Below are 17,858 nucleotides of genomic sequence, written 5' to 3'. Positions count from 1 at the left end.
GTCAGATCGCCCAGCAGGAACAGCCGAATGCGCCCCAGAAGCCCTTTGCATCCGAAGTCGGCAATGCACTGGCCCACGCGCTCGCGTGCGCATGGCCGTGCAAACCGCAGGCGCTCGCGCAGGCGCACATCGCGGCGGCGGCACCTGCGAGCGGAGCGCCGTCGCGCTGCGTCGCGCCCCAGCCGCCATAGCCGCCGTATTGGCGCACCGGCGACCAGTCAGGCATGGCAGGCGGGATCGGCCGATCGTGTTGCGAGAACGGGCCCGCACCCCAGACGATCTTTCCGCCGACCACCGTGAGCAACGCGGTGGTACCGGCAATGTCGTCCTCCGCGCACGAGAAGAAGTCACGGTCGGGAACCATCAGGTCGGCGAGCTGCCCGGCCACGATGCGCCCCTTCTTGCCCTCTTCGTTCGAGAACCAAGTCACGTACTCGGTCCACATGCGCAGCGCCGTATGGCGATCGAGCAGGTTACGTTGCGGATACATCCGCAGACCGCCAACCGTCTTGCCGCTCACGAGCCATGCGAGCGACACCCACGGGTTGTACGACGCGACGCGCGTCGCATCGGTGCCAGCCGAAACCTTGAGGCCCTTCTCCAGCATTCTCGCGACGGGCGGGGTGGCTTGCGCCGCTTGCGCGCCGTAGCGCTCGACGAAATACTCGCCCTGGTAGGCCATCCGATGCTGAACCGCGATGCCGCCACCGAGCGCTGCAATGCGATCCATCGAACGCTCCGAAACGGTTTCCGCGTGGTCGAAGAACCAGTTGATGCCGTCGAGCGGAATGTCCTTGTTGACCTTCTCGAACACATCGAGCGCACGGCTGATGGTTTCGTCGTAGGTCGCATGCAGGCGCCACGGCCAGCGGTTCTGTGCGAGTATCCGCACCACGCCTTCGAGTTCGCCTTCCATTCCGGGCGGCAGTTCCGGGCGCGCCACGCGGAAGTCCTCGAAGTCGGCCGCCGAAAACACCAGCATTTCACCCGCGCCGTTGTGGCGGAAGTAGTCCGAACCATCGTGATACTTGACCGAGCCGGTCCAGTTCACGAAGTCTTCCTTTTCGGCCTGCGGCTTTTGCGTGAACAGGTTGTACGCGATGCGCACCGTCATTTCGCCGGCATCATGGAGCTTGCGGATGACTTCGTAGTCGTCCGGATAGTTCTGCGAGCCGCCGCCGGCATCGATCGCGCCGGTCACGCCAAGGCGGTTGAGTTCGCGCATGAAATGGCGCGTCGAATTGTATTGATACTCCAGCGGCAGCTTCGGGCCTTTCGCGAGTGTCGCGTAGAGGATCGACGCATTGGGGTTCGCCAGCAGCAGCCCGGTGGGGTTGCCCGCGCTGTCGCGCATGATCGTGCCGCCCGGCGGCTCCGGCGTGTCCTTCGTATAGCCGACGACGCGCAATGCGGCGGCATTGAGCAGCGCCCGGTCGTACAGATGCAGGATGAACACGGGCGTATCGGGCGCGACGGCATTCAGCTCGTCGAGCGTCGGCAGCCGCTTCTCTTCGAATTGGTGCTCGGTGAAGCCGCCGACCACGCGCACCCATTGCGGCGCGGGCGTGACCGCAACCTGCTGCTTGAGCATCTCCATCGCAACGGCGAGCGAACGCACGCCGTCCCAGCGCAGCTCCATGTTGTAGTTCAGACCGCCGCGGATCAGATGCAGGTGATTGTCGATCAGGCCAGGCAGCACCGGCCGGCCACCGAGATCGATAACTTTGGTCGCGCGGCCCGCGAGCGGCATGACCTCCGCCTCGCTGCCGACCGCGACGAAGCGGCCGTCGGCAATCGCCACGGCACTGGCGACCGGGTTCGAACGATCCAGTGTCGTGAACCGTCCGTTATGCAAAATCAGATCGGGATGGGTAGCGGTTGCGCCCATTTGCGTTTCCTCGTTTCTATCAGTTCGATTAAAAGCCCAACAACTGCCTCAGGGATGGCACGGCCTGCGCGCCGATCAACATGCCAAGCAGGCCGATGAGGGCAACGAGCGGAGGCGCGGGTGAGCGGACCTTGATCACGCTGTAGATCACGCCTATCAGCATCCCTGCAGCGAGGGACAGCAGATAAGATTCCATTCGATCAGTCTCTCTGTGAGGTTGGAATGCTGATGCGAGACCTCGCGGTTCAACCCGAGTACCTCGCGGGAGATGCACTGCAGCGCAGAGATTGGTAGATCGCATGCGCTGCCGCCGCCTTCACGCGGAGCGCATCGCCCCGGTTTCGGCGATCGCGACGAGGCGATCAGCGTGCCGGTACAGCCGGCAGCACCTCGTGCGGCGTAGCCGTGCGCTGTGCTGCCTTGTGGACCATCGTGTAGGCGTAGTCGACGCCCATGCCGTACGCGCCCGAGTGTTCCTTCGCGATCGCCATCACAGCGTCGTAGGTCGCGCGGTGGGCCCAGTCGCGCTGCCATTCGAGCAGGACCTGCTGCCACGTGACGGGCACGGCGCCCGCCTGGACCATGCGCTGCATCGCGAAATCGTGCGCGTCTTTCGACGTGCCGCCCGATGCATCGGCCACCATGTAGATCTCGTAGTCGCCTTCGAGCATCGCGCACAGCGCGAATGTGGTGTTGCAGACCTCGGTCCACAGACCCGCCACGACTACCTTCTTGCGGCGATTCGCCGCGAGCGCGTCGCGCACCTTCTGGTCGTCCCACGAATTCATCGACGTACGTTCGAGCACCTTGTGCTCGGGGAACACGTCGAGCAGTTCCGGATACGTGTAACCCGAAAAGCTTTGCGACTCGACCGTAGTGATCGTGGTCGGAATGTCGAACACCTTGGCCGCCTTGGCCAGACCGACGACGTTGTTCTTCAACACCTGGCGGTCGATCGACTGCACGCCGAACGCCATTTGCGGTTGGTGATCGATGACGATCAGTTGGCTGTTCTGCGGAGTGAGTACTTCGAGCTTCGAATTGTTCATGACGGGTATTTCCTTTGAACCGGAAAGAGGAGGGAGTCGCCGTGCCGGCATGGCCGGTGGGCGTCCGATGTGCGTTGGCGCTGGGCGATTCGGCATCCAGCTGCGGTGATTTGACACGCGAAGACCGGACAGCAACAACTAAAAATGGATTAAATTTTATTTCTCAAATGATTAATCTTAAAAACGCTTAATTGGGATTTTCTTAATGCAGAGTAGCCGGTAGTCTTTTCACGAATTCGCTGGGTAAATCCTGTAATGGGACAGGTCTTTAATGAGACTCGCACTATGAAACCGTATATCTTTTCCATGTTGGCCGGCATCCTTGCCGGGGTCGTCTACGGTGTGATCGGCGTGCAGTCGCCGGCGCCGCCCACCATTGCGCTGATGGGCCTGCTAGGCATGCTTGCCGGTGAGCAGATACTTCCGCTCGCGCGCAGAGTACTGTCCGGTTCCAGGTTGGGTGCCGCATGGCGCGAGGCGAAATGCAGCCAGCATATGTTCGGCTCGCTGCCGGGTGCTCACGGCTCCAACGCAGCTGCAAAGGACCCGCAGTCATCCTCATTCTGATCGGCATCTCTCGGGCATCGGCCTCGAATGCCCGAGAGAACCCCTGGGTTACCTCGCCCGATCCCTCAAGTCACCTCGCCGCTTCACCTAAGCTGCGGCAAACTCGAGTCGATCGTCTTCACAGTGGTGTTGCCGCGGCGGAGCAGCTTGACCTGAGACTGCGCGATGTCACTCCATGTCTGCTCCGCTCGACGCACGGCGCAATCGAACGACTCGTCTTCCACCGTGCAGCGACCGTCTACAGTAATCAGCCATCCCTTGCGCGTACGCGTGCAACTCACGCGCCCGTCTTCCATGAGGTCGGCGTACCAGCGCCAGACACGCGCATCGTCCGCGTTCGCGCGAACGGCGGCAGCCAGACGCGTGATCTCGAGGCTATGCGGGTGCGAGCCTTGCAGTTTCAAACCCATTTCATTCCCTTTTCGAAGCCACTCAAAACCGGGCGCCAGGCGCAAAAGGCCTGTTTCGCGTTCGTTCAAAACGCGAAGCGACTACAGCCGGGAGCGCCCCAAGCAAACCGTTCAGGTCCGACGCAGGCACGTCACTGCGCCATGCCAAGCCGTGCGCGTGCCGGCGTATGCCGGACAGGGTCGCGCGCGGCAGTGCGCGCGTGAACCGCAGCGGGGCGAACTCACGCATGCCCCGCCGCACGGCGGAGCATGGTGGCCGCGATTGGCATCGAGCTTAGGCGGCGCGCGGCTGATGGTCCTTGTGACAGGCCGAACAGTTCCGAACGGACGCGCGTTGCCTCGCAAGCGTGTCACGCAGATCTCGTCGTGGCGCCTCAGGACTTGAGGAACTCGAGCAGGTCGGTATTGACCTGATCGACGTGCGTGCTGCACATGCCGTGCGGCGCGCCTTTGTAGACCTTGAGCGTCGCGTTCCTGACGATCTTCGCCGAGAGCTTCGCCGAATCGTCGATCGGCACGATCTGGTCGTCGTCGCCGTGCAGAATCAGAGTGGGCACACTGATCTTCTTGAGGTCGTCGGTGTAGTCGACTTCAGAGAACTGCTTGATGCACTCGTACTGGCCTTTGATCGAACCGGCCATGCCCTGGCGCCAGAAGTCCTGCACGAGGCCCTGCGAGACTTTTGCGTCGGGGCGGTTGAAGCCGTAGAACGGTGTGGTTAGGTCCAGATAGAACTGCGAGCGGTTCGCCGCCACGCCGGCGCGGATGTTGTCGAACACCGACATCGGCAGACCGTTCGGATTGTTCGCGGACTTGACCATTTGCGGCGGCACTGCGCCGATCAGCACGGCCTTCGCCACGCGCTTTTCGCCATGGCGGCCGATGTAATGCGCGACCTCGCCTCCGCCCGTGGAATGGCCCACGAGCATCGCGCCCTTCACGTCGAGCGCGTCGAGCACAGCGGCGAGATCGTCGGCGTAGGTGTTCATGTCGTTGCCCTCGGACGGCTGGCCCGAGCGGCCATGGCCGCGACGGTCGTGCGCGATCACCCGGTAGCCCTGGTTCACGAGGAAGAGCATCTGCGCGTCCCACGCGTCAGCCGAGAGCGGCCAGCCGTGCGAGAAGACGACCGGCACGCCGGTGCCCCAGTCCTTGAAGAAGATTTGCGTGCCGTCCTTCGCGCTCACGTAGTTGCCGCCGTGATGATGCGAGGTGCCGTGCGTATGCACCGAGCCGCCCGTCACGGACGCCGCTGCATTCGCGGACAGGCTCGACATGGCGGCCACGGCGCCGGCCATGCCCGCACCTGCCGAAAGCAGCTTGCGGCGCGATGCCGAAGGTCTGGTCGAATCGATTTGCTGCGTGTTCATGCTGGATCTCCGTCGTTGCATCGCCGCGCGCGGGCGTGGCGACGACCTTGCGTGTTGAGTTGGACAGCGATGCGGCGACGAGCGAGAACTCGCTGAATAGCGCCACATGCCGGCTGGCACTCTAATAACGCAAGCGGCCGAAGTCCTTGGCGCAAACTGAAAAGTCCTGAAATGAAGCCGTCATTCCTTTTGCGCCCAGAGAGACCTAAAAGCTTTGCGCTACGATTCGGCGCCGTCTTCGCGCTTACGCACGTCCCCAAGATCGATCGAACGGATATGCGGCATGTGCCAGAGATTAAATGTTCTCAATCCGACTCTTGGTGATCCAGACGAACCTATACTCTTTCCGCGAGCCTTTTCGCGTAGTTCCTGCTCCTGTCATGCCACGCTCACCAACCAAGACCCGCATCATGAGACTGTCCATCCTTTCGCTGTTCGCCGGTGTTCTCGCCGGCGTCGTCCACGGTGTGATCGATGCGCCATCCCCGGGGCTCTAGCGGATGAACAACGTCGAGTTTTTTCATTACCTGCTGCTGTTGATCTGCGGCGCGGGCGCCCTGACCTGGCTCGCCGAGCGCATCGCGATCCCGCCTGCCGTCGTTCTGCTGCTCGGCGGCTGTGTGATCGCGGTCGCCGGCAGGCGCGTACCCGACGTGGACCCGAACCTGCTGCTCGCGGCCGTGCTGCCACCGCTGCTGATGTCGAGTTCGTTCTATACGGCCTGGAAGGAATTTCAACGCGGCATCGGCACGATCGTTTCGCTCGTGCTCGGGGCCGTGACGTTCACCACCGTCGCGGTCGCTGTCGCCGTGCATGCCTTCAACCCGAACCTGCCGTGGGCGGCGTGCTTCACGCTCGGTGCGATCGTCTCGCCGCCCGACGCGGTCGCCGCCAAGGCGATCCTTCAGCGCCACCCACTGCCCGCCAGGCTCGTGGCGGTGCTGGAAGGCGAAAGCCTCGTGAACGACGCGTCGGGCCTGCTGCTCTATCAGATGGCGGTCTCGGCAGCTCTAGCCGCGACGATTACCGTCACGAGCGGAACCGTGCTGTTTTTCACGCTTACGCTGATCGGCGTCGCGGTCGGTATCGTGTGCGGCCAGGCCATGTGTTGGGTGTTGCCGCGTCTGCGCGATCCGATGCTCGGCATCGTCGTGACCTTCGTGATGGCGTGGGCCAGCTACGGTATCGCCGAGGCCGTCGGCGGATCGGGTGTGCTGTCCGTCGTGACTTGCGGTCTCGTGCTCGGCATCCGCCAGCATCGGGTATTCGACGCCGGTATGCGCATAAAAGCCAAGGCGACCTGGGAAGCGGTCGTGTTCGTGCTCGAGGCGCTGGTGTTCATCCTGATCGGCCTCACACTGCATGCGCTGCTGTCACGGGTGAATCACGAATCGGGCGTGTTGACGGCCGGGCTGCGTGTCGCGTTGCCGGCAACTGCCGCAGCCATCGTTGCGCGCCTCGCATGGGTGTTCGCTGCGATCTGGCTGCCCGACCAGTTGCGCACGAAACGCTCGGGTCGCCAGCCGTGGACCTTCAAGGAAGCGGTCGTGCTCGGCTGGGCGGGTATGCGCGGCGTCGTCAGTCTGGCGGCCGCGATCGCGCTGCCCGCTAATTTCCCTGGCCGCGACCTCATCGTTTTCAGCACATTTCTGCTGATCATCGCGACGCTTGTGGTGCAGGGCGGCAGTCTCGCGCCGCTGATCCGGCTGCTGAAACTGCGCCCGACGGCCCGTCACACCATGTCCGAGCACGAGGCTCGCGCCCGTACGTTCGGCGCCTCGCTGGCCGCGCTCGAGGAAATCGACCAGCGTTCGTCCGGCATCGAACGCGCGACCTTCGAACGGCTGCTCGCCGAATACCGGATTCGCGTCACCGCGAACGAAGGCGCATACCAGTCGGGTGCGGACCGAATCGAACACCGTGCGCATTTCCTGCGTGTCGAACTCGAACTCGTCGGCGTGTCGCGCGAGGCCTTGCTCGGCCTGCACCGCGACGGCAAGCTGGACGACGCGGTCCTGCATCGCATCGAATCCGAGCTTGATTTCGAGGAACTGCGGCTGTTGCGGCTGCTCGAACCGTAACGGCTCGCGTCCACGTCGGCCCGTAACGAAAGGTATTCATCATGCCCGCTACGATCAAGGCTCTGCTCACGCCGCGCGAAAGCGACATCGGCAACCTGATCGTGCGTCGCGTGCTTCCCGCACGTGCCGCGCGCCTCATCGGTCCATTCATTTTCTTCGACCAGATGGGCCCGGCAGTGCTGCCCGCTGGCCGCGGCGTGGACGTGCTTCCGCATCCGCATATCGGCCTCGCGACCGTCACGTACCTGTTCGAAGGCTCGTTCATGCATCACGACAGCCTCGGCTGCCGGCAGAAAATCGTACCCGGCGACGTGAACTGGATGACGGCCGGGCGCGGCATCGTCCATTCAGAACGCACGCCGCTCGAGGACCGGCCGGTTGCTCAGGCCATCCACGGCATTCAGACCTGGGTCGCGCTGCCGCTCGAACGCGAAGACGTCGCGCCCGCGTTCATTCATCACCCGGCCAATACGCTGCCGACGTTCACGCGCGACGGGACCACCGTACACGTGATCGCAGGCACGGCTTTCGGCAAGACCTCGCCGGTCGAAGTCTTTTCACCCACGCTCTACGTCCACGCCGAATTCGCGGCTGCCGGCCGCCTCGCACTCGATGCCGAGCACGAGGAGCGCGGCGCCTATCTCGTCGATGGAGATCTGAGCATCGACGGGACGCCATTGTCGCCAACCACGATGGCCGTGCTCGAGCCGCATGCAACGGCCGAACTCGCCAGCGCGCATGGCGCGCGCGTAATGCTCGTCGGCGGCGCGCATCTGCCGGGCGAACGCTTCATCGAGTGGAATTTCGTGTCCGCTTCGCGCGAGAAGATTGTGGCTGCGCGGCAAGCCTGGGCTGCGCAGACCTTCGGCAAAGTGCCTGGCGAAGAGCATGAATGGACACCCCAGCCCGAGCGTGGCGCACATTGAGCAGGGGCTGGGAAGCGACTGCGTTTTCCGCGTAACGCCACTCGTTGCGGCCTCAAGCAGCCTTGACGCGCGCCTGTTCTCGGCTGAGCCACTGATGAATCTGGCTGACAACCGCTGCGCCGTCTCCTACCGCGGCGGCCACCCGCTTCGGCGCGCCTGAACGAACGTCGCCGATGGCGAAGAGCCCCGGCACATTCGTCTCGAGCGGGAGGCGCCGAGTGCCTGCGCTCGCATCGGACGATCCCGTTTCGACAAAGCCGCGCTCGTCCAGCCCAACGCCCAACGATGTCAACCAGTCCGTTTTTGGATCCGCGCCGATGAACAGGAAAAGATGCCGCGCCTCTATGAGCTCGCTGCCCTTGTCGTGATGAAAGACGCGAATTCGCTCAAGACCGCCGTCGCTCGCTTCCAGTGATTCGAGCGTGCATTTTGCGCAAATCGACACGTTTGGCAGAGCGCCGAGCCGGTCTATCAGGTAGCGAGACATGGTCGCTTCGAGACCATGTCCACGTATCAGAACGCGGATGCTTTTGGCAAAGTTGGCGAGAAAGACGACAGCCTGCCCAGCCGAATTACCCCCACCAATCAGCACAACGTCTTTCCCGCTGACGAGACGCGCCTCGATGGGCGACGCCCAATAGTAGATCCCTCTGCCCTCGAAGCGTTCAAAGCCCGTCACCGAAGGCTTTCGATACACCGCTCCGCTCGCGACCACGACTGTCCGCGCACGAACGCACTGTCGATCGGAAAGCGCGAGCATGAAGTTGCCCGCCGCGCCCTCGACCCGATCGACCGCAGCGGGAATGGCCACGTGAACACCAAATTTCAATGCCTGCTGAAACGCGCGCGCTGCAAGGGCTTGCCCCGATATGCCAGTCGGAAAGCCAAGATAGTTCTCGATACGTGCGCTCGCACCGGCCTGACCACCTGGCGCGCGTCGATCGAAAACGACGACCGAAAGGCCTTCCGAGGCTGCGTAAACGGCCGCCGCGAGGCCCGCCGGACCCGCGCCGATGATTGCGATGTCGTAACGCTGCGACGCACTGAACGTCGGCACGAGGCCGAGCCGGGTGGCGAGTTCGACTTCGTCGGGCGCCCTTAGGACCGACCCGTCCGGGCAGAAAACAAGGGGAAAATCCTCAGCCTTCGAGGTGAGGCCGGCAAGCAGTTGCACGGCGTCCGAATCCTTGTGTGCATCGATCACCGCAGCCGGATAGGCATTGCGCCGCAAAAAGCCTTGCAGGCGGACCACCCTCGCGTCGTCACCCTTGCCGACGATAATCGGACCGAGCCCCTGCTCGATGAGCCCGAGACGCCTCAGGATCAACGCGCGCATGATGTGCTCGCCCAACTGGGCGTCCGCGATGATCAGCGCCCGCAACTGCTCCGAGTTCAGGACGAGCGTCTCGCAGTCAGTCATGGCGACTGCGTCTACTAGCGACGGTTTGCCGGTGAGTTGCGCCATTTCGGCCATGAAATGGCCGTCATGATGGTCTGTCACGACCGTGGTACGTCCTTGCGGATCGCACGAATAGATCCGGACACTCCCGTGCAGCAAGATGAATAGCCCTTCGGCAACGCGCCCCGTCCGGAAAATCGAATCGCCAGCCTTGAACGCCTTGGGGCGGCCATAGCGGCTCGCACTACGGATCTCCGCATCAGAAAGACGCGGAAACATTTGGTGCTGCCGATACTCAAGGGACGAAAATGGAGGTTCAGCGTCGACTGGGCCTGCGTCCGTATTACCTGCGTCGATCATATTTGCCTCGCCCGTCGACCAAGTTGAGTTAGAGGCAGGATGTTAGCGATAGGGAGCCTAAAAGTTCTTGTCGCGACGCTGAATAGTTCTGAAGAGAGCAGCAACCGGTTTTGTCAGCGACGCGAGCATCTGGGAAATCGCAATGGAGTCAGGAATCGGGAAGCTGGACGCAGATGTAAACGAGCTAGTCGCCCGCATTGAAGAAGCGGGCTTTCGCGACTTGCCCGTGACAGCGGGCGCACGCTGCGGCAGTTCGCGATCTGGCCGATATTCACCGCGATCCGTTTGACCGGTTACCGGTTGCGCAGGCCATTACCGAGCCATTGCGGCTGCTAACCGCCTGAAGGTCAGCGGGCCTCACTAACATTCGAATTCCGAGCCGCGCACTGACTCCACCAGATAATCGACGAACGACCCGATGCGCGACGAAATCGCAGTATTGCGGTAGTACACCGCGTTGATCGGCTGCCGGAAATCCAGCGTCTGGCGAGGCAGAATCTGCACCAGCGCCCCTTCGCGACGGTCGCGCGCCGTCATGAAGTCGGATAGACACACAATGCCGGCACCCGCAAGTGCCAACTGCCGAAGCGTCTCGCCACTGGAGGAGTGAACGGCGGGCGAGATGCGGTAAGGCTCATTGTCGGGCCCGAGAATGGGCCAGACGTTCAACCCTTCCGGTTTAGTGAATCCCAGCAGTGAAAGTTTCCTTAGATCCTCCACCCGCTTCGGCTGGCCATGCGCGTACAGGTATTCCGGGCTCGCGAGAATGCGCATACGGCTGCTGCCCACCGGTCTGCTGTGCAGGGTCGAGTCCTTCAACTGGCCGATCCGGATGGCAACATCGGTGCGATGCTCGAGCAGATCGATGATCCCTTCATTGCTGTTGAGCTCCAGTTCCACTTGCGGATAGCGAGTTCGATAACCCGGCACGTTCGGCACGATGACGTGCAGCATGAATGGCGTTGCTGCGTCGACACGCAAGCGCCCCGACGGTCGCTCGCGGCGGGTTGCCATCTGCTCCTCCGCGTTCTCCAGAAGCGAAATAATCGCCCTCGCGTCGCGGAGAAACGCCTGTCCTTCTTCCGTCAATTCCAGCCGGCGTGTCGTCCGGCGCAACAACGTCGTCCCGAGCTTGTCTTCGAGCCGCGCCAACGTTCGGCTCGTTGCCGAAATGGTTAGATTTAGCTGATTCGCGGCTGCCGTGATGGATCCCGTGTCGACCACGGAAACGAATGCCTCTAACTCATCGAACGTACTCTTCATACTTGTTTTCGGAACCAAATCGAGTCGTTTTTGAACAGGTTTAGGGTCGAGATTCTGACACGCCGACCGCCAATATTTGATCTTTTTTCAAATATCTTTCTCGCTAGCCGCAGTTTTTCGCCAGGATATAAATGGGTAGAATCGCGCCGTCGATCCAGGAGGCCGGTCCGCGACCAAAGCCACGGGGATGGAGCGAGTCTAATCACCCGCGTGTATCCGACTTTGCAGGGATTGGATTTGCCGGACAGCTTGTTTTGACCGCAACGGATAATCGTATCGTTGACCCCATGGTGCTTTGATGGTTACCCGGTATCGCCTGACTTTCGGCCCGTTCCGCATCGATTTCCCGCAGCGTGTCCTCACCAGAAATGGTGATGAAGTCCGCATCGGCAGTCGTGCGCTCGATATTCTTATCGTGCTAGCCGAGCACGGTGGCGAACTGGTGTCGACTCGTCAACTGCGCGACCAGGTCTGGAAAGAAAGCGTGGTCGACGATGGCGCGCTTCGTGTGCACGTTTCCACCCTTCGGAAAGCGCTGAGCGATGGACAATCGGAAAGCCGGTACATCGTGAACGACAATGGACGCGGCTATCGGCTGGCGGTGCCGGTCCATTCCACGAAAGCTACGCAAGTCACCGCCGCCGCGCCGACTGCGCCGACCAGTACCCCCGATAAAAGTGCGCGAGCGTTGCCCTTGACCCTCGCCCGGGTCATCGGCCGGGAGGATGTCATTGACGGCCTGACGGACCAGCTTCCCGAGCGCAGGCTATTGACCATCGCGGGTCCCGGCGGCATCGGCAAAACCACGGTCGCCGTGGCTATCGCGCATCGCTTTTCCGCGCGTACCGGTATCCGCGCACTATTCGTCAACTTCGCCCCTGTTTCCGACAAGGCGAGCGTCGCCAGTACTGTGGCGTCGACGCTCGGCGTCGCCGTATTCAGCGGCAATCCAGTCCCCGACCTGATTGCCTCACTGGGTGACACCCCAATACTCCTGGTGCTCGACAATTGTGAGCATGTCGTCGAGGCGGTTGCTCAGGTCGCGGAACAATTGCTGCAAGGCGCGTCAGGCGTGCACCTTCTGGTAACAAGTCGGGAGCCGTTGCGCGCGGAGGGCGAGTCGGTGCATCGGCTTTCGGCCCTGCCGTTTCCCGACGTCGGTGCGCGGATCGGCATCGAGGCGGCCGGAAGCTATCCAGCCATCTCGTTGTTTCACGACCGCGCAAAGGCTGCCGACGACGCCTTTCAGTTCACGGTTTCGAACATCGGCGCCGTGGCCGACATTTGCCGACGCCTGGACGGAATTCCTTTGGCGATCGAATTTGCGGCGGCGCGCGTCGCGCACATGGACGTGCGTGCGATCGCCGCGCGCCTGGACGACCGCTTTGCGCTGCTCACACAAGGGCGCCGAACCGCACTGCCGCGGCATCAGACGTTGAAAGCGACGCTTGACTGGAGCTACGAGCTGTTGGACCCGCGTGAGCAGCACGTTCTGCGCCGGCTGTCGGTGATGCGCTCTTCGTTTGGCATGCGTGAAGCCGTTGCGGTGGCACGCTGCGGGCAGATCGACGAAATGGCGGTATTCGACGCAATCAGCGGCCTTGTCGCCAAGTCGCTTGTAGCACGTGATATCGGTGACGCCGACAACCCCTATCGGCTTCTCGATACGACGCGCCAATACGCACACCTTCGATTGCTGGAAGCCGGCGAAGCGAACGCGACCAGGCGCCTCCATACCATACATTGCTGCGAGACCTTCGCGGATCTGGGCGCCGCCTGGGACGGCAAGGCGCAACCCCAATGGCTGGCCCAGCTCAGCAAGCGAATTGACGATATCCGCGCGGCGTTCGAGTGGGCCTCCCATCAGGAAGGCGATCCGGAGCTCGAAATCGACCTCGTTATCGCCACGGCGCCGCTTTGGCTCCATCTGTCGCTGCCACACGAGTTCCTCAGCATGGCCGAACACGCCATTGCAGCGGTTGAGCGCTCCGAGCAGGCCGGCAGCACGCGGCACGCCGAACTGCTGGTGGCCTACGGACACTCGCTCTGGCATACGCGTGGACCAAACATCGAAATGGCACGCGCTTTTGAACGTGCCTACGCGCTGAGCCGACGACTGGGTGACGAGGCGTTGGAGTTCCGCATTCTGTGGGGTGTATTTGCGCATCGGCTCGTCACAGGTCGATACCTGGAAGGTCTCGCACTGGCCGAGGCGATGCAGGCGTTCGCGGATCGTTCCGCAGACTTGACGCTCAATCAGATGTCGGGCCGCAATCTCGCGTATGCACACCATTACCTCGGCGATCAGGCGAAAGCGCGTACGCTGATCGAGAGGGTCATCGCCCTCGAAGCTGGCCCCACGCGGGAAAATCTTGCAAAGGCGAACGATGCGCAGATGGATGGCCGAATCGCGAGCATGACGGTGTACATGCGAATTCTCTGGCTGCAAGGTGAGACTGAGCGCGCTGTCAGGTTGGCAAGGGACTGTGCCGAACTCGTCGCTTCGATCGGGCACGACCTGTCGATCGTCTACGGCCTCGCCCTCGGTTCAATACCCATCATGATCTGGGCCGGCGAGCATGACTCCGCCCGGCAGCTCACGCGCATGCTTCGCGAGTGCACGAGCCGGCGCGGATTGGCGCATTGGGACGTCTACGGCGAAGGATTCGAGAACATCCTCGGCGGCAAGCCGGTAGCCGTTTCCCGAGCAACCGTTCCGCAACTGGAAGCGTTTGCCAGCGCCGGGTGCAAAGTCTCCATGAATGCGCTGATTCTGGCGGATCGCATTGCAGAGCCGTGCTGGGTGAGCGAGACGCTTCATGAACACGCGCGCTCAAGCGTGCAATGACCCGCACCTTGCACGGATGGGACTCGCGGCGGCGCCTGAGGCGGGCGCGCTGCCGGGTTTGCACTAACTAACTGGTCCGGACGCGTCGCTTACGACTGCGGAGGTGCGCACGTGCAGTCAAGCCGACCGACCAAAGCCATCACTTGAACGTCTGCATTATGGAGAGCTTTACATAAGGCCGACGACTTGCCGGCCGATATTCCGCGCGAATGGCCGTTCCAGTTGGCGGATTCAACCGGTCGACGCAACACAATCGAAGTTGCGTAAGCAGCGGGAGTGTTGCAGATGAAGTACAGAACCCGGACCTTTTATAGCGAAAGCCAGAAAGCGTTAATGTGGGAGCTCTGGCAGAAAGGCGAGTCGCTTCAGCATATTGCGCAACTGTTCGATCGGAATCACTCGTCGGTGCAGGGAATCCTGGCGCAGACAGGTGGAATACGGCCGGCACTACGACGTCGTTCCAGACTGGCGTTGACGTTGGCCGAGCGCGAGGAGATTTCACGCGTAGCCGGGGACTCGATCCGTTCGGTGGCCAGCAGGCTTGGACGGGCACCGTCAACCATCAGCAGGGAAATCCGGCGAAATAGCGGATCTCCAGGCTATCGGGCAAACCACGCCGATGCGCATGCCTGGGATCGTGCCCGTCGCCCGAAGGAATGCAAGCTCGTCAGGAATCGGGAGCTCGCCCGCGTCGTGGCGGATAAACTCCAGTTGCAGTGGTCGCCCGAACAGATTGCCGGCTGGCTCACGCACTCTTACGCGGTCAACAAGGACTATCAGGTGTCGCACGAGACGATCTACCGGAGCCTTTATATACAGGCCCGCGGTGCGCTAAAAAAGGAATTGCTGGAGCATTTGCGACGAACGCGAGCAATGCGTCGTTCACGTCATCACACCATGAAGACGGACGACCACGGCAGAATCTGCGACGCCGTATCGATCAGCGAACGCCCCGCGACAGCTGAAGACCGTGCGATACCGGGACATTGGGAAGGCGATTTGCTGTTTGGCAGCGCGAACAGCCAGATTGCTACTCTCGTCGAGCGCCAGACCCGCTACGTCATGCTGGTGAAGATCGCCAGTAAGGATACAGAGACCGTCGTCAACGCTCTGATAAAGCATGCGGGCAAGCTGCCTCAGGATCTGTACAAATCCCTGACCTGGGATCGGGGCAAAGAAATGGCTGGCCACAAGCGCTTCACCGTGGCGACCGACATCAAAGTCTACTTCTGCGATCCGCAGCATCCCTGGCAACGTGGCTCGAACGAAAACACGAATGGGCTTCTGAGGCAATACTTCCCGAAAGGTATCGATCTCGCTTCCTATTCACAGGCCAGGCTCAATGCCGTGGCAAGGCGGCTCAATGAGCGTCCCCGAAAAACACTAAACTTCGACACACCGGCCGAACGATTTCATCAAACCGTTGCGTCGACCGGTTGAATCCGCATTTGCAACCGGCCATAGACCTCGCGTTGGGTCTGTCCCGCGGCTGACATCGCACGTCGATAGCCAGACGGAAAGAACTCGTCCTTCCTTCGCCAGCCGCTGGTACTATGCGAGTGCGGGCCGTTACGCATGGGTTTCCGCATACGGTTGTCGATAAGTCACGTGTAGAGCCGAGCGATGAAAAGCGAAAAAGATTCCGAGTTGTTCGCCAGTGAGTCTGATGAGACTGGCGACGGGAGGTCGATCGAGGCATTCCTTGGGAAGGTCGTCAAGGAGCACCGGACGAATCAGGGACTGACGATTGCCGACCTCGCGGAGCAAAGCGGTCTGTCGCGCAGCATGGTGTCGAAGATCGAGAACGGGCAGGTGTCGACCAGCCTGGACTCTATCGTGAGCCTTGCGCGCGCACTGGGCATATCGATTTCCACGCTATTCAAGAACTTCGAGCATCGCCAGGGGAATGCGCAGCACGTGAAGTCGGGTACTGGAATGGAGGTAGTGCGGCGCGGTACCACTAAAGGGCACACGTATCATCTGCTCGCCTATGACCAGGGGCCCGTCAAGCTGTTCGAACCGTTCCTCATCACGCTGGACGACGAAGCCGAGGTATTTCCGACTTTCGAACACCCCGGCACCGAGTTCATCTATATGCTGCAGGGAAAAATGGAATATCGCCATGGTAATCGCAGTTATCTGCTGCAGCCCGGCGACGCACTGACCTTTCAAGGGTCGGTTGCGCACGGCCCCGAACGACTAATCAAATTGCCCATCCGCTTCATTACCGTCATCATGTACGGGCACTCGCCTGACGTGAGTGAATAGCATTGCTCCTGCGTTCCGGCATCACGACCTTCCACAAACTGGCGCGCTGGCGGGACAACTGCTTTTCGCGCGCTACGGCATCAACTAGCGCACGGTCGAACTGACAGCGATTGAGCGCTGCGTCGACCGAGCGCACATCGGCGCAAATCCGCACCTGATGGTCGGGGGTGCGCATTCATCCCGCTCTTCGCATTCACGCTATTCAAAAGGCATGCTTCCGACCGATAGGTGTCGCGAGCATAGATGCACCTCGGACTCCGGATGGGGATTGCAGAGCATTTTTGGGGTAAACGGGAGCGATTTTCTGGGCGCTGGGACTACATGCATCGCGATACTCCTCCATGGGTAGAAAAGTCGTACGGGTGTTTCCTGACGAGAAAAAAAGTTGATTAGCGTTGACGGTGGCGTTTTATCTGGCTACTGTTGTGCTCAACGACTCCCCACTTCGGTTCGATGCGCACCATGTCCTCCACCATGCACCGCTTCACGCTGACCCTCTCGTGTCCCGACCGCATCGGGATCGTCTCTGCTGTAAGCACGTTCCTTGCCGAACATCGCGCGTGGATCATCGAGGCCACTCATCACGCGGACGAGATCGAAAAGCGCTTTTTCATGCGTCATGAGATTGCCGCGGAGTCGCTGCCATTCGGCATCAACGCGTTTCGCGAGCGCTTTGCCAACATCGCTCGCGAGTATGCGATGGACTGGAAGATCTCCGACAACTCGGTCAAAAAGCGGGTAGTGATACTCGTATCGAAGCTCGAGCACTGTCTCTACGATCTGCTCGCGCGCTGGAAGGCGGGTGAGCTGGACATCGAGATTCCGTGCGTGATCTCGAATCACGAGACGTGGCGCAGCTTCGTCGAGTGGCACGGCATTCCGTTTCACTACGTGCCTGTCACCCCCGACAACAAGGCACAGGCGTACGACCAAGTCCAGCGCCTGTTCGACGATGCGCGCGCCGACACGATGGTGCTCGCGCGCTACATGCAGGTTCTGTCTCCGGCCCTGTGCTCGGCCTATCCGGGGCGAATCATCAACATCCATCACTCGTTCCTGCCGAGCTTTGTGGGCGCCAAGCCTTATCACCAGGCATACGGGCGCGGCGTGAAGCTCACGGGTGCCACCTGTCACTACGTGACGGAAGAACTCGACCAGGGGCCGATCATCGAGCAGGACGTGATTCGCGTGCGTCATTCGGACCGGCCAGACGATCTCGTGAGGCTTGGCCGCGATATCGAAAAGGCCGTACTGGCGCGGGGCTTACGCTATCACCTCGAGGATCGTGTGCTGATCCACGGCAACAAGACCATCGTCCTGCGCTAGTTGCGCGGTCATCTTTGGTTTGTCCAGGTCGCAGAGCCGCCCCCTCGCGGGGGCAACACAAAGGAGTGTGTGTTATGCCATGGCGTCTTGTCCGCTTCGCTCT

14 protein-coding genes are annotated in these 17,858 nt (G+C 61.6%); 7 read left to right on the top strand and 7 right to left on the bottom strand.

Annotated features, from left to right (window positions below):
- Position 1: 1 nt before the first annotated feature.
- The 3 genes from AB3X86_RS26990 to AB3X86_RS26980 all read right to left on the bottom strand — a co-directional run bounded on the left by AB3X86_RS26990 (position 2) and on the right by AB3X86_RS26980 (position 2,937).
- Entirely contained in the window at positions 2–1,888 is a 1,887-nt protein-coding gene (locus AB3X86_RS26990) for an amidohydrolase (protein WP_368598365.1), read from the bottom strand.
- A gap of 28 nt (positions 1,889–1,916) precedes the next feature.
- The gene (locus AB3X86_RS26985) at positions 1,917–2,084 is read right to left on the bottom strand and encodes a DUF1427 family protein (protein WP_013092658.1); all 168 of its coding nucleotides are present in this window, start codon (positions 2,082–2,084) and stop codon (positions 1,917–1,919) included.
- Positions 2,085–2,250: 166 nt separating this feature from the next.
- Positions 2,251–2,937, bottom strand: a complete 687-nt coding sequence (locus AB3X86_RS26980; RefSeq protein ID WP_368598364.1) for a hydrolase — start codon at positions 2,935–2,937, stop codon at positions 2,251–2,253.
- A 285-nt stretch (positions 2,938–3,222) separates the two neighbouring features.
- On the opposite strand from AB3X86_RS26980, the gene AB3X86_RS26975 reads away from it, so the two are divergent.
- Entirely contained in the window at positions 3,223–3,504 is a 282-nt protein-coding gene (locus AB3X86_RS26975) for a XapX domain-containing protein (RefSeq protein WP_176126488.1), read from the top strand.
- A gap of 83 nt (positions 3,505–3,587) precedes the next feature.
- Here AB3X86_RS26975 and AB3X86_RS26970 read toward each other — a convergent pair whose 3' ends face one another.
- Both AB3X86_RS26970 and AB3X86_RS26965 read right to left on the bottom strand, forming a co-directional pair.
- The gene (locus tag AB3X86_RS26970; RefSeq protein ID WP_368598363.1) at positions 3,588–3,914 is read right to left on the bottom strand and encodes a hypothetical protein; all 327 of its coding nucleotides are present in this window, start codon (positions 3,912–3,914) and stop codon (positions 3,588–3,590) included.
- A 374-nt stretch (positions 3,915–4,288) separates the two neighbouring features.
- Entirely contained in the window at positions 4,289–5,284 is a 996-nt protein-coding gene (locus tag AB3X86_RS26965; protein ID WP_368598362.1) for an alpha/beta fold hydrolase, read from the bottom strand.
- A 500-nt stretch (positions 5,285–5,784) separates the two neighbouring features.
- Between AB3X86_RS26965 and AB3X86_RS26960 the strand changes: the two genes are divergently transcribed.
- Entirely contained in the window at positions 5,785–7,365 is a 1,581-nt protein-coding gene (locus tag AB3X86_RS26960; RefSeq protein ID WP_368598361.1) for a cation:proton antiporter, read from the top strand.
- 41 nt (positions 7,366–7,406) lie between these two features.
- Entirely contained in the window at positions 7,407–8,291 is an 885-nt protein-coding gene (locus AB3X86_RS26955) for a pirin family protein (RefSeq protein ID WP_368598360.1), read from the top strand.
- A 52-nt stretch (positions 8,292–8,343) separates the two neighbouring features.
- On the opposite strand, the gene AB3X86_RS26950 is transcribed toward AB3X86_RS26955, so the two are convergent.
- Together AB3X86_RS26950 and AB3X86_RS26945 are read right to left on the bottom strand one after the other, a co-directional pair.
- Entirely contained in the window at positions 8,344–10,050 is a 1,707-nt protein-coding gene (locus tag AB3X86_RS26950; protein ID WP_368598359.1) for an FAD-dependent oxidoreductase, read from the bottom strand.
- 360 nt (positions 10,051–10,410) lie between these two features.
- On the bottom strand, positions 10,411–11,313 hold the full coding sequence (locus AB3X86_RS26945) for a LysR substrate-binding domain-containing protein (protein ID WP_368598358.1): 903 nt from the start codon (positions 11,311–11,313) through the stop codon (positions 10,411–10,413).
- A 298-nt stretch (positions 11,314–11,611) separates the two neighbouring features.
- On the opposite strand from AB3X86_RS26945, the gene AB3X86_RS26940 reads away from it, so the two are divergent.
- The 4 genes from AB3X86_RS26940 to purU all read left to right on the top strand — a co-directional run bounded on the left by AB3X86_RS26940 (position 11,612) and on the right by purU (position 17,755).
- Positions 11,612–14,161 (top strand): winged helix-turn-helix domain-containing protein, encoded by a 2,550-nt coding sequence (locus AB3X86_RS26940; RefSeq protein ID WP_368598357.1) that lies wholly within the window; start codon positions 11,612–11,614, stop codon positions 14,159–14,161.
- A gap of 285 nt (positions 14,162–14,446) precedes the next feature.
- Positions 14,447–15,601, top strand: a complete 1,155-nt coding sequence (locus AB3X86_RS26935; protein ID WP_368598356.1) for an IS30 family transposase — start codon at positions 14,447–14,449, stop codon at positions 15,599–15,601.
- Positions 15,602–15,784: 183 nt separating this feature from the next.
- Complete coding sequence (locus AB3X86_RS26930) at positions 15,785–16,429, top strand: helix-turn-helix domain-containing protein (RefSeq protein WP_368598355.1); 645 nt, start codon at positions 15,785–15,787, stop codon at positions 16,427–16,429.
- Positions 16,430–16,903: 474 nt separating this feature from the next.
- Positions 16,904–17,755, top strand: a complete 852-nt coding sequence (purU, locus tag AB3X86_RS26925) for a formyltetrahydrofolate deformylase (RefSeq protein ID WP_368598427.1) — start codon at positions 16,904–16,906, stop codon at positions 17,753–17,755.
- Positions 17,756–17,858 lie beyond the last annotated feature (103 nt).

This window comes from Paraburkholderia sp. BR14374 (assembly GCF_040948685.1).
Lineage (GTDB): Bacteria > Pseudomonadota > Gammaproteobacteria > Burkholderiales > Burkholderiaceae > Paraburkholderia > Paraburkholderia youngii.
Note: the sequence above shows the minus strand (reverse complement) of the source record. Positions and strands in the feature narration are given on the sequence as shown.

What these genes read in the sequence shown, in the direction of transcription:
- AB3X86_RS26950 (WP_368598359.1), bottom strand. Translation starts at nt 10,050, where the DNA reads ATGATCGACGCAGGTAATACGGACGCAGGCCCAGTCGACGCTGAACCT.
- AB3X86_RS26980 (WP_368598364.1), bottom strand. Translation starts at nt 2,937, where the DNA reads ATGAACAATTCGAAGCTCGAAGTACTCACTCCGCAGAACAGCCAACTG.
- AB3X86_RS26970 (WP_368598363.1), bottom strand. Translation starts at nt 3,914, where the DNA reads ATGGGTTTGAAACTGCAAGGCTCGCACCCGCATAGCCTCGAGATCACG.
- AB3X86_RS26975 (WP_176126488.1), top strand. Translation starts at nt 3,223, where the DNA reads ATGAAACCGTATATCTTTTCCATGTTGGCCGGCATCCTTGCCGGGGTC.
- AB3X86_RS26930 (WP_368598355.1), top strand. Translation starts at nt 15,785, where the DNA reads ATGAAAAGCGAAAAAGATTCCGAGTTGTTCGCCAGTGAGTCTGATGAG.
- AB3X86_RS26960 (WP_368598361.1), top strand. Translation starts at nt 5,785, where the DNA reads ATGAACAACGTCGAGTTTTTTCATTACCTGCTGCTGTTGATCTGCGGC.
- AB3X86_RS26985 (WP_013092658.1), bottom strand. Translation starts at nt 2,084, where the DNA reads ATGGAATCTTATCTGCTGTCCCTCGCTGCAGGGATGCTGATAGGCGTG.
- AB3X86_RS26955 (WP_368598360.1), top strand. Translation starts at nt 7,407, where the DNA reads ATGCCCGCTACGATCAAGGCTCTGCTCACGCCGCGCGAAAGCGACATC.
- purU (WP_368598427.1), top strand. Translation starts at nt 16,904, where the DNA reads ATGCACCGCTTCACGCTGACCCTCTCGTGTCCCGACCGCATCGGGATC.
- AB3X86_RS26965 (WP_368598362.1), bottom strand. Translation starts at nt 5,284, where the DNA reads ATGAACACGCAGCAAATCGATTCGACCAGACCTTCGGCATCGCGCCGC.
- AB3X86_RS26990 (WP_368598365.1), bottom strand. Translation starts at nt 1,888, where the DNA reads ATGGGCGCAACCGCTACCCATCCCGATCTGATTTTGCATAACGGACGG.
- AB3X86_RS26945 (WP_368598358.1), bottom strand. Translation starts at nt 11,313, where the DNA reads ATGAAGAGTACGTTCGATGAGTTAGAGGCATTCGTTTCCGTGGTCGAC.
- AB3X86_RS26940 (WP_368598357.1), top strand. Translation starts at nt 11,612, where the DNA reads ATGGTTACCCGGTATCGCCTGACTTTCGGCCCGTTCCGCATCGATTTC.
- AB3X86_RS26935 (WP_368598356.1), top strand. Translation starts at nt 14,447, where the DNA reads ATGAAGTACAGAACCCGGACCTTTTATAGCGAAAGCCAGAAAGCGTTA.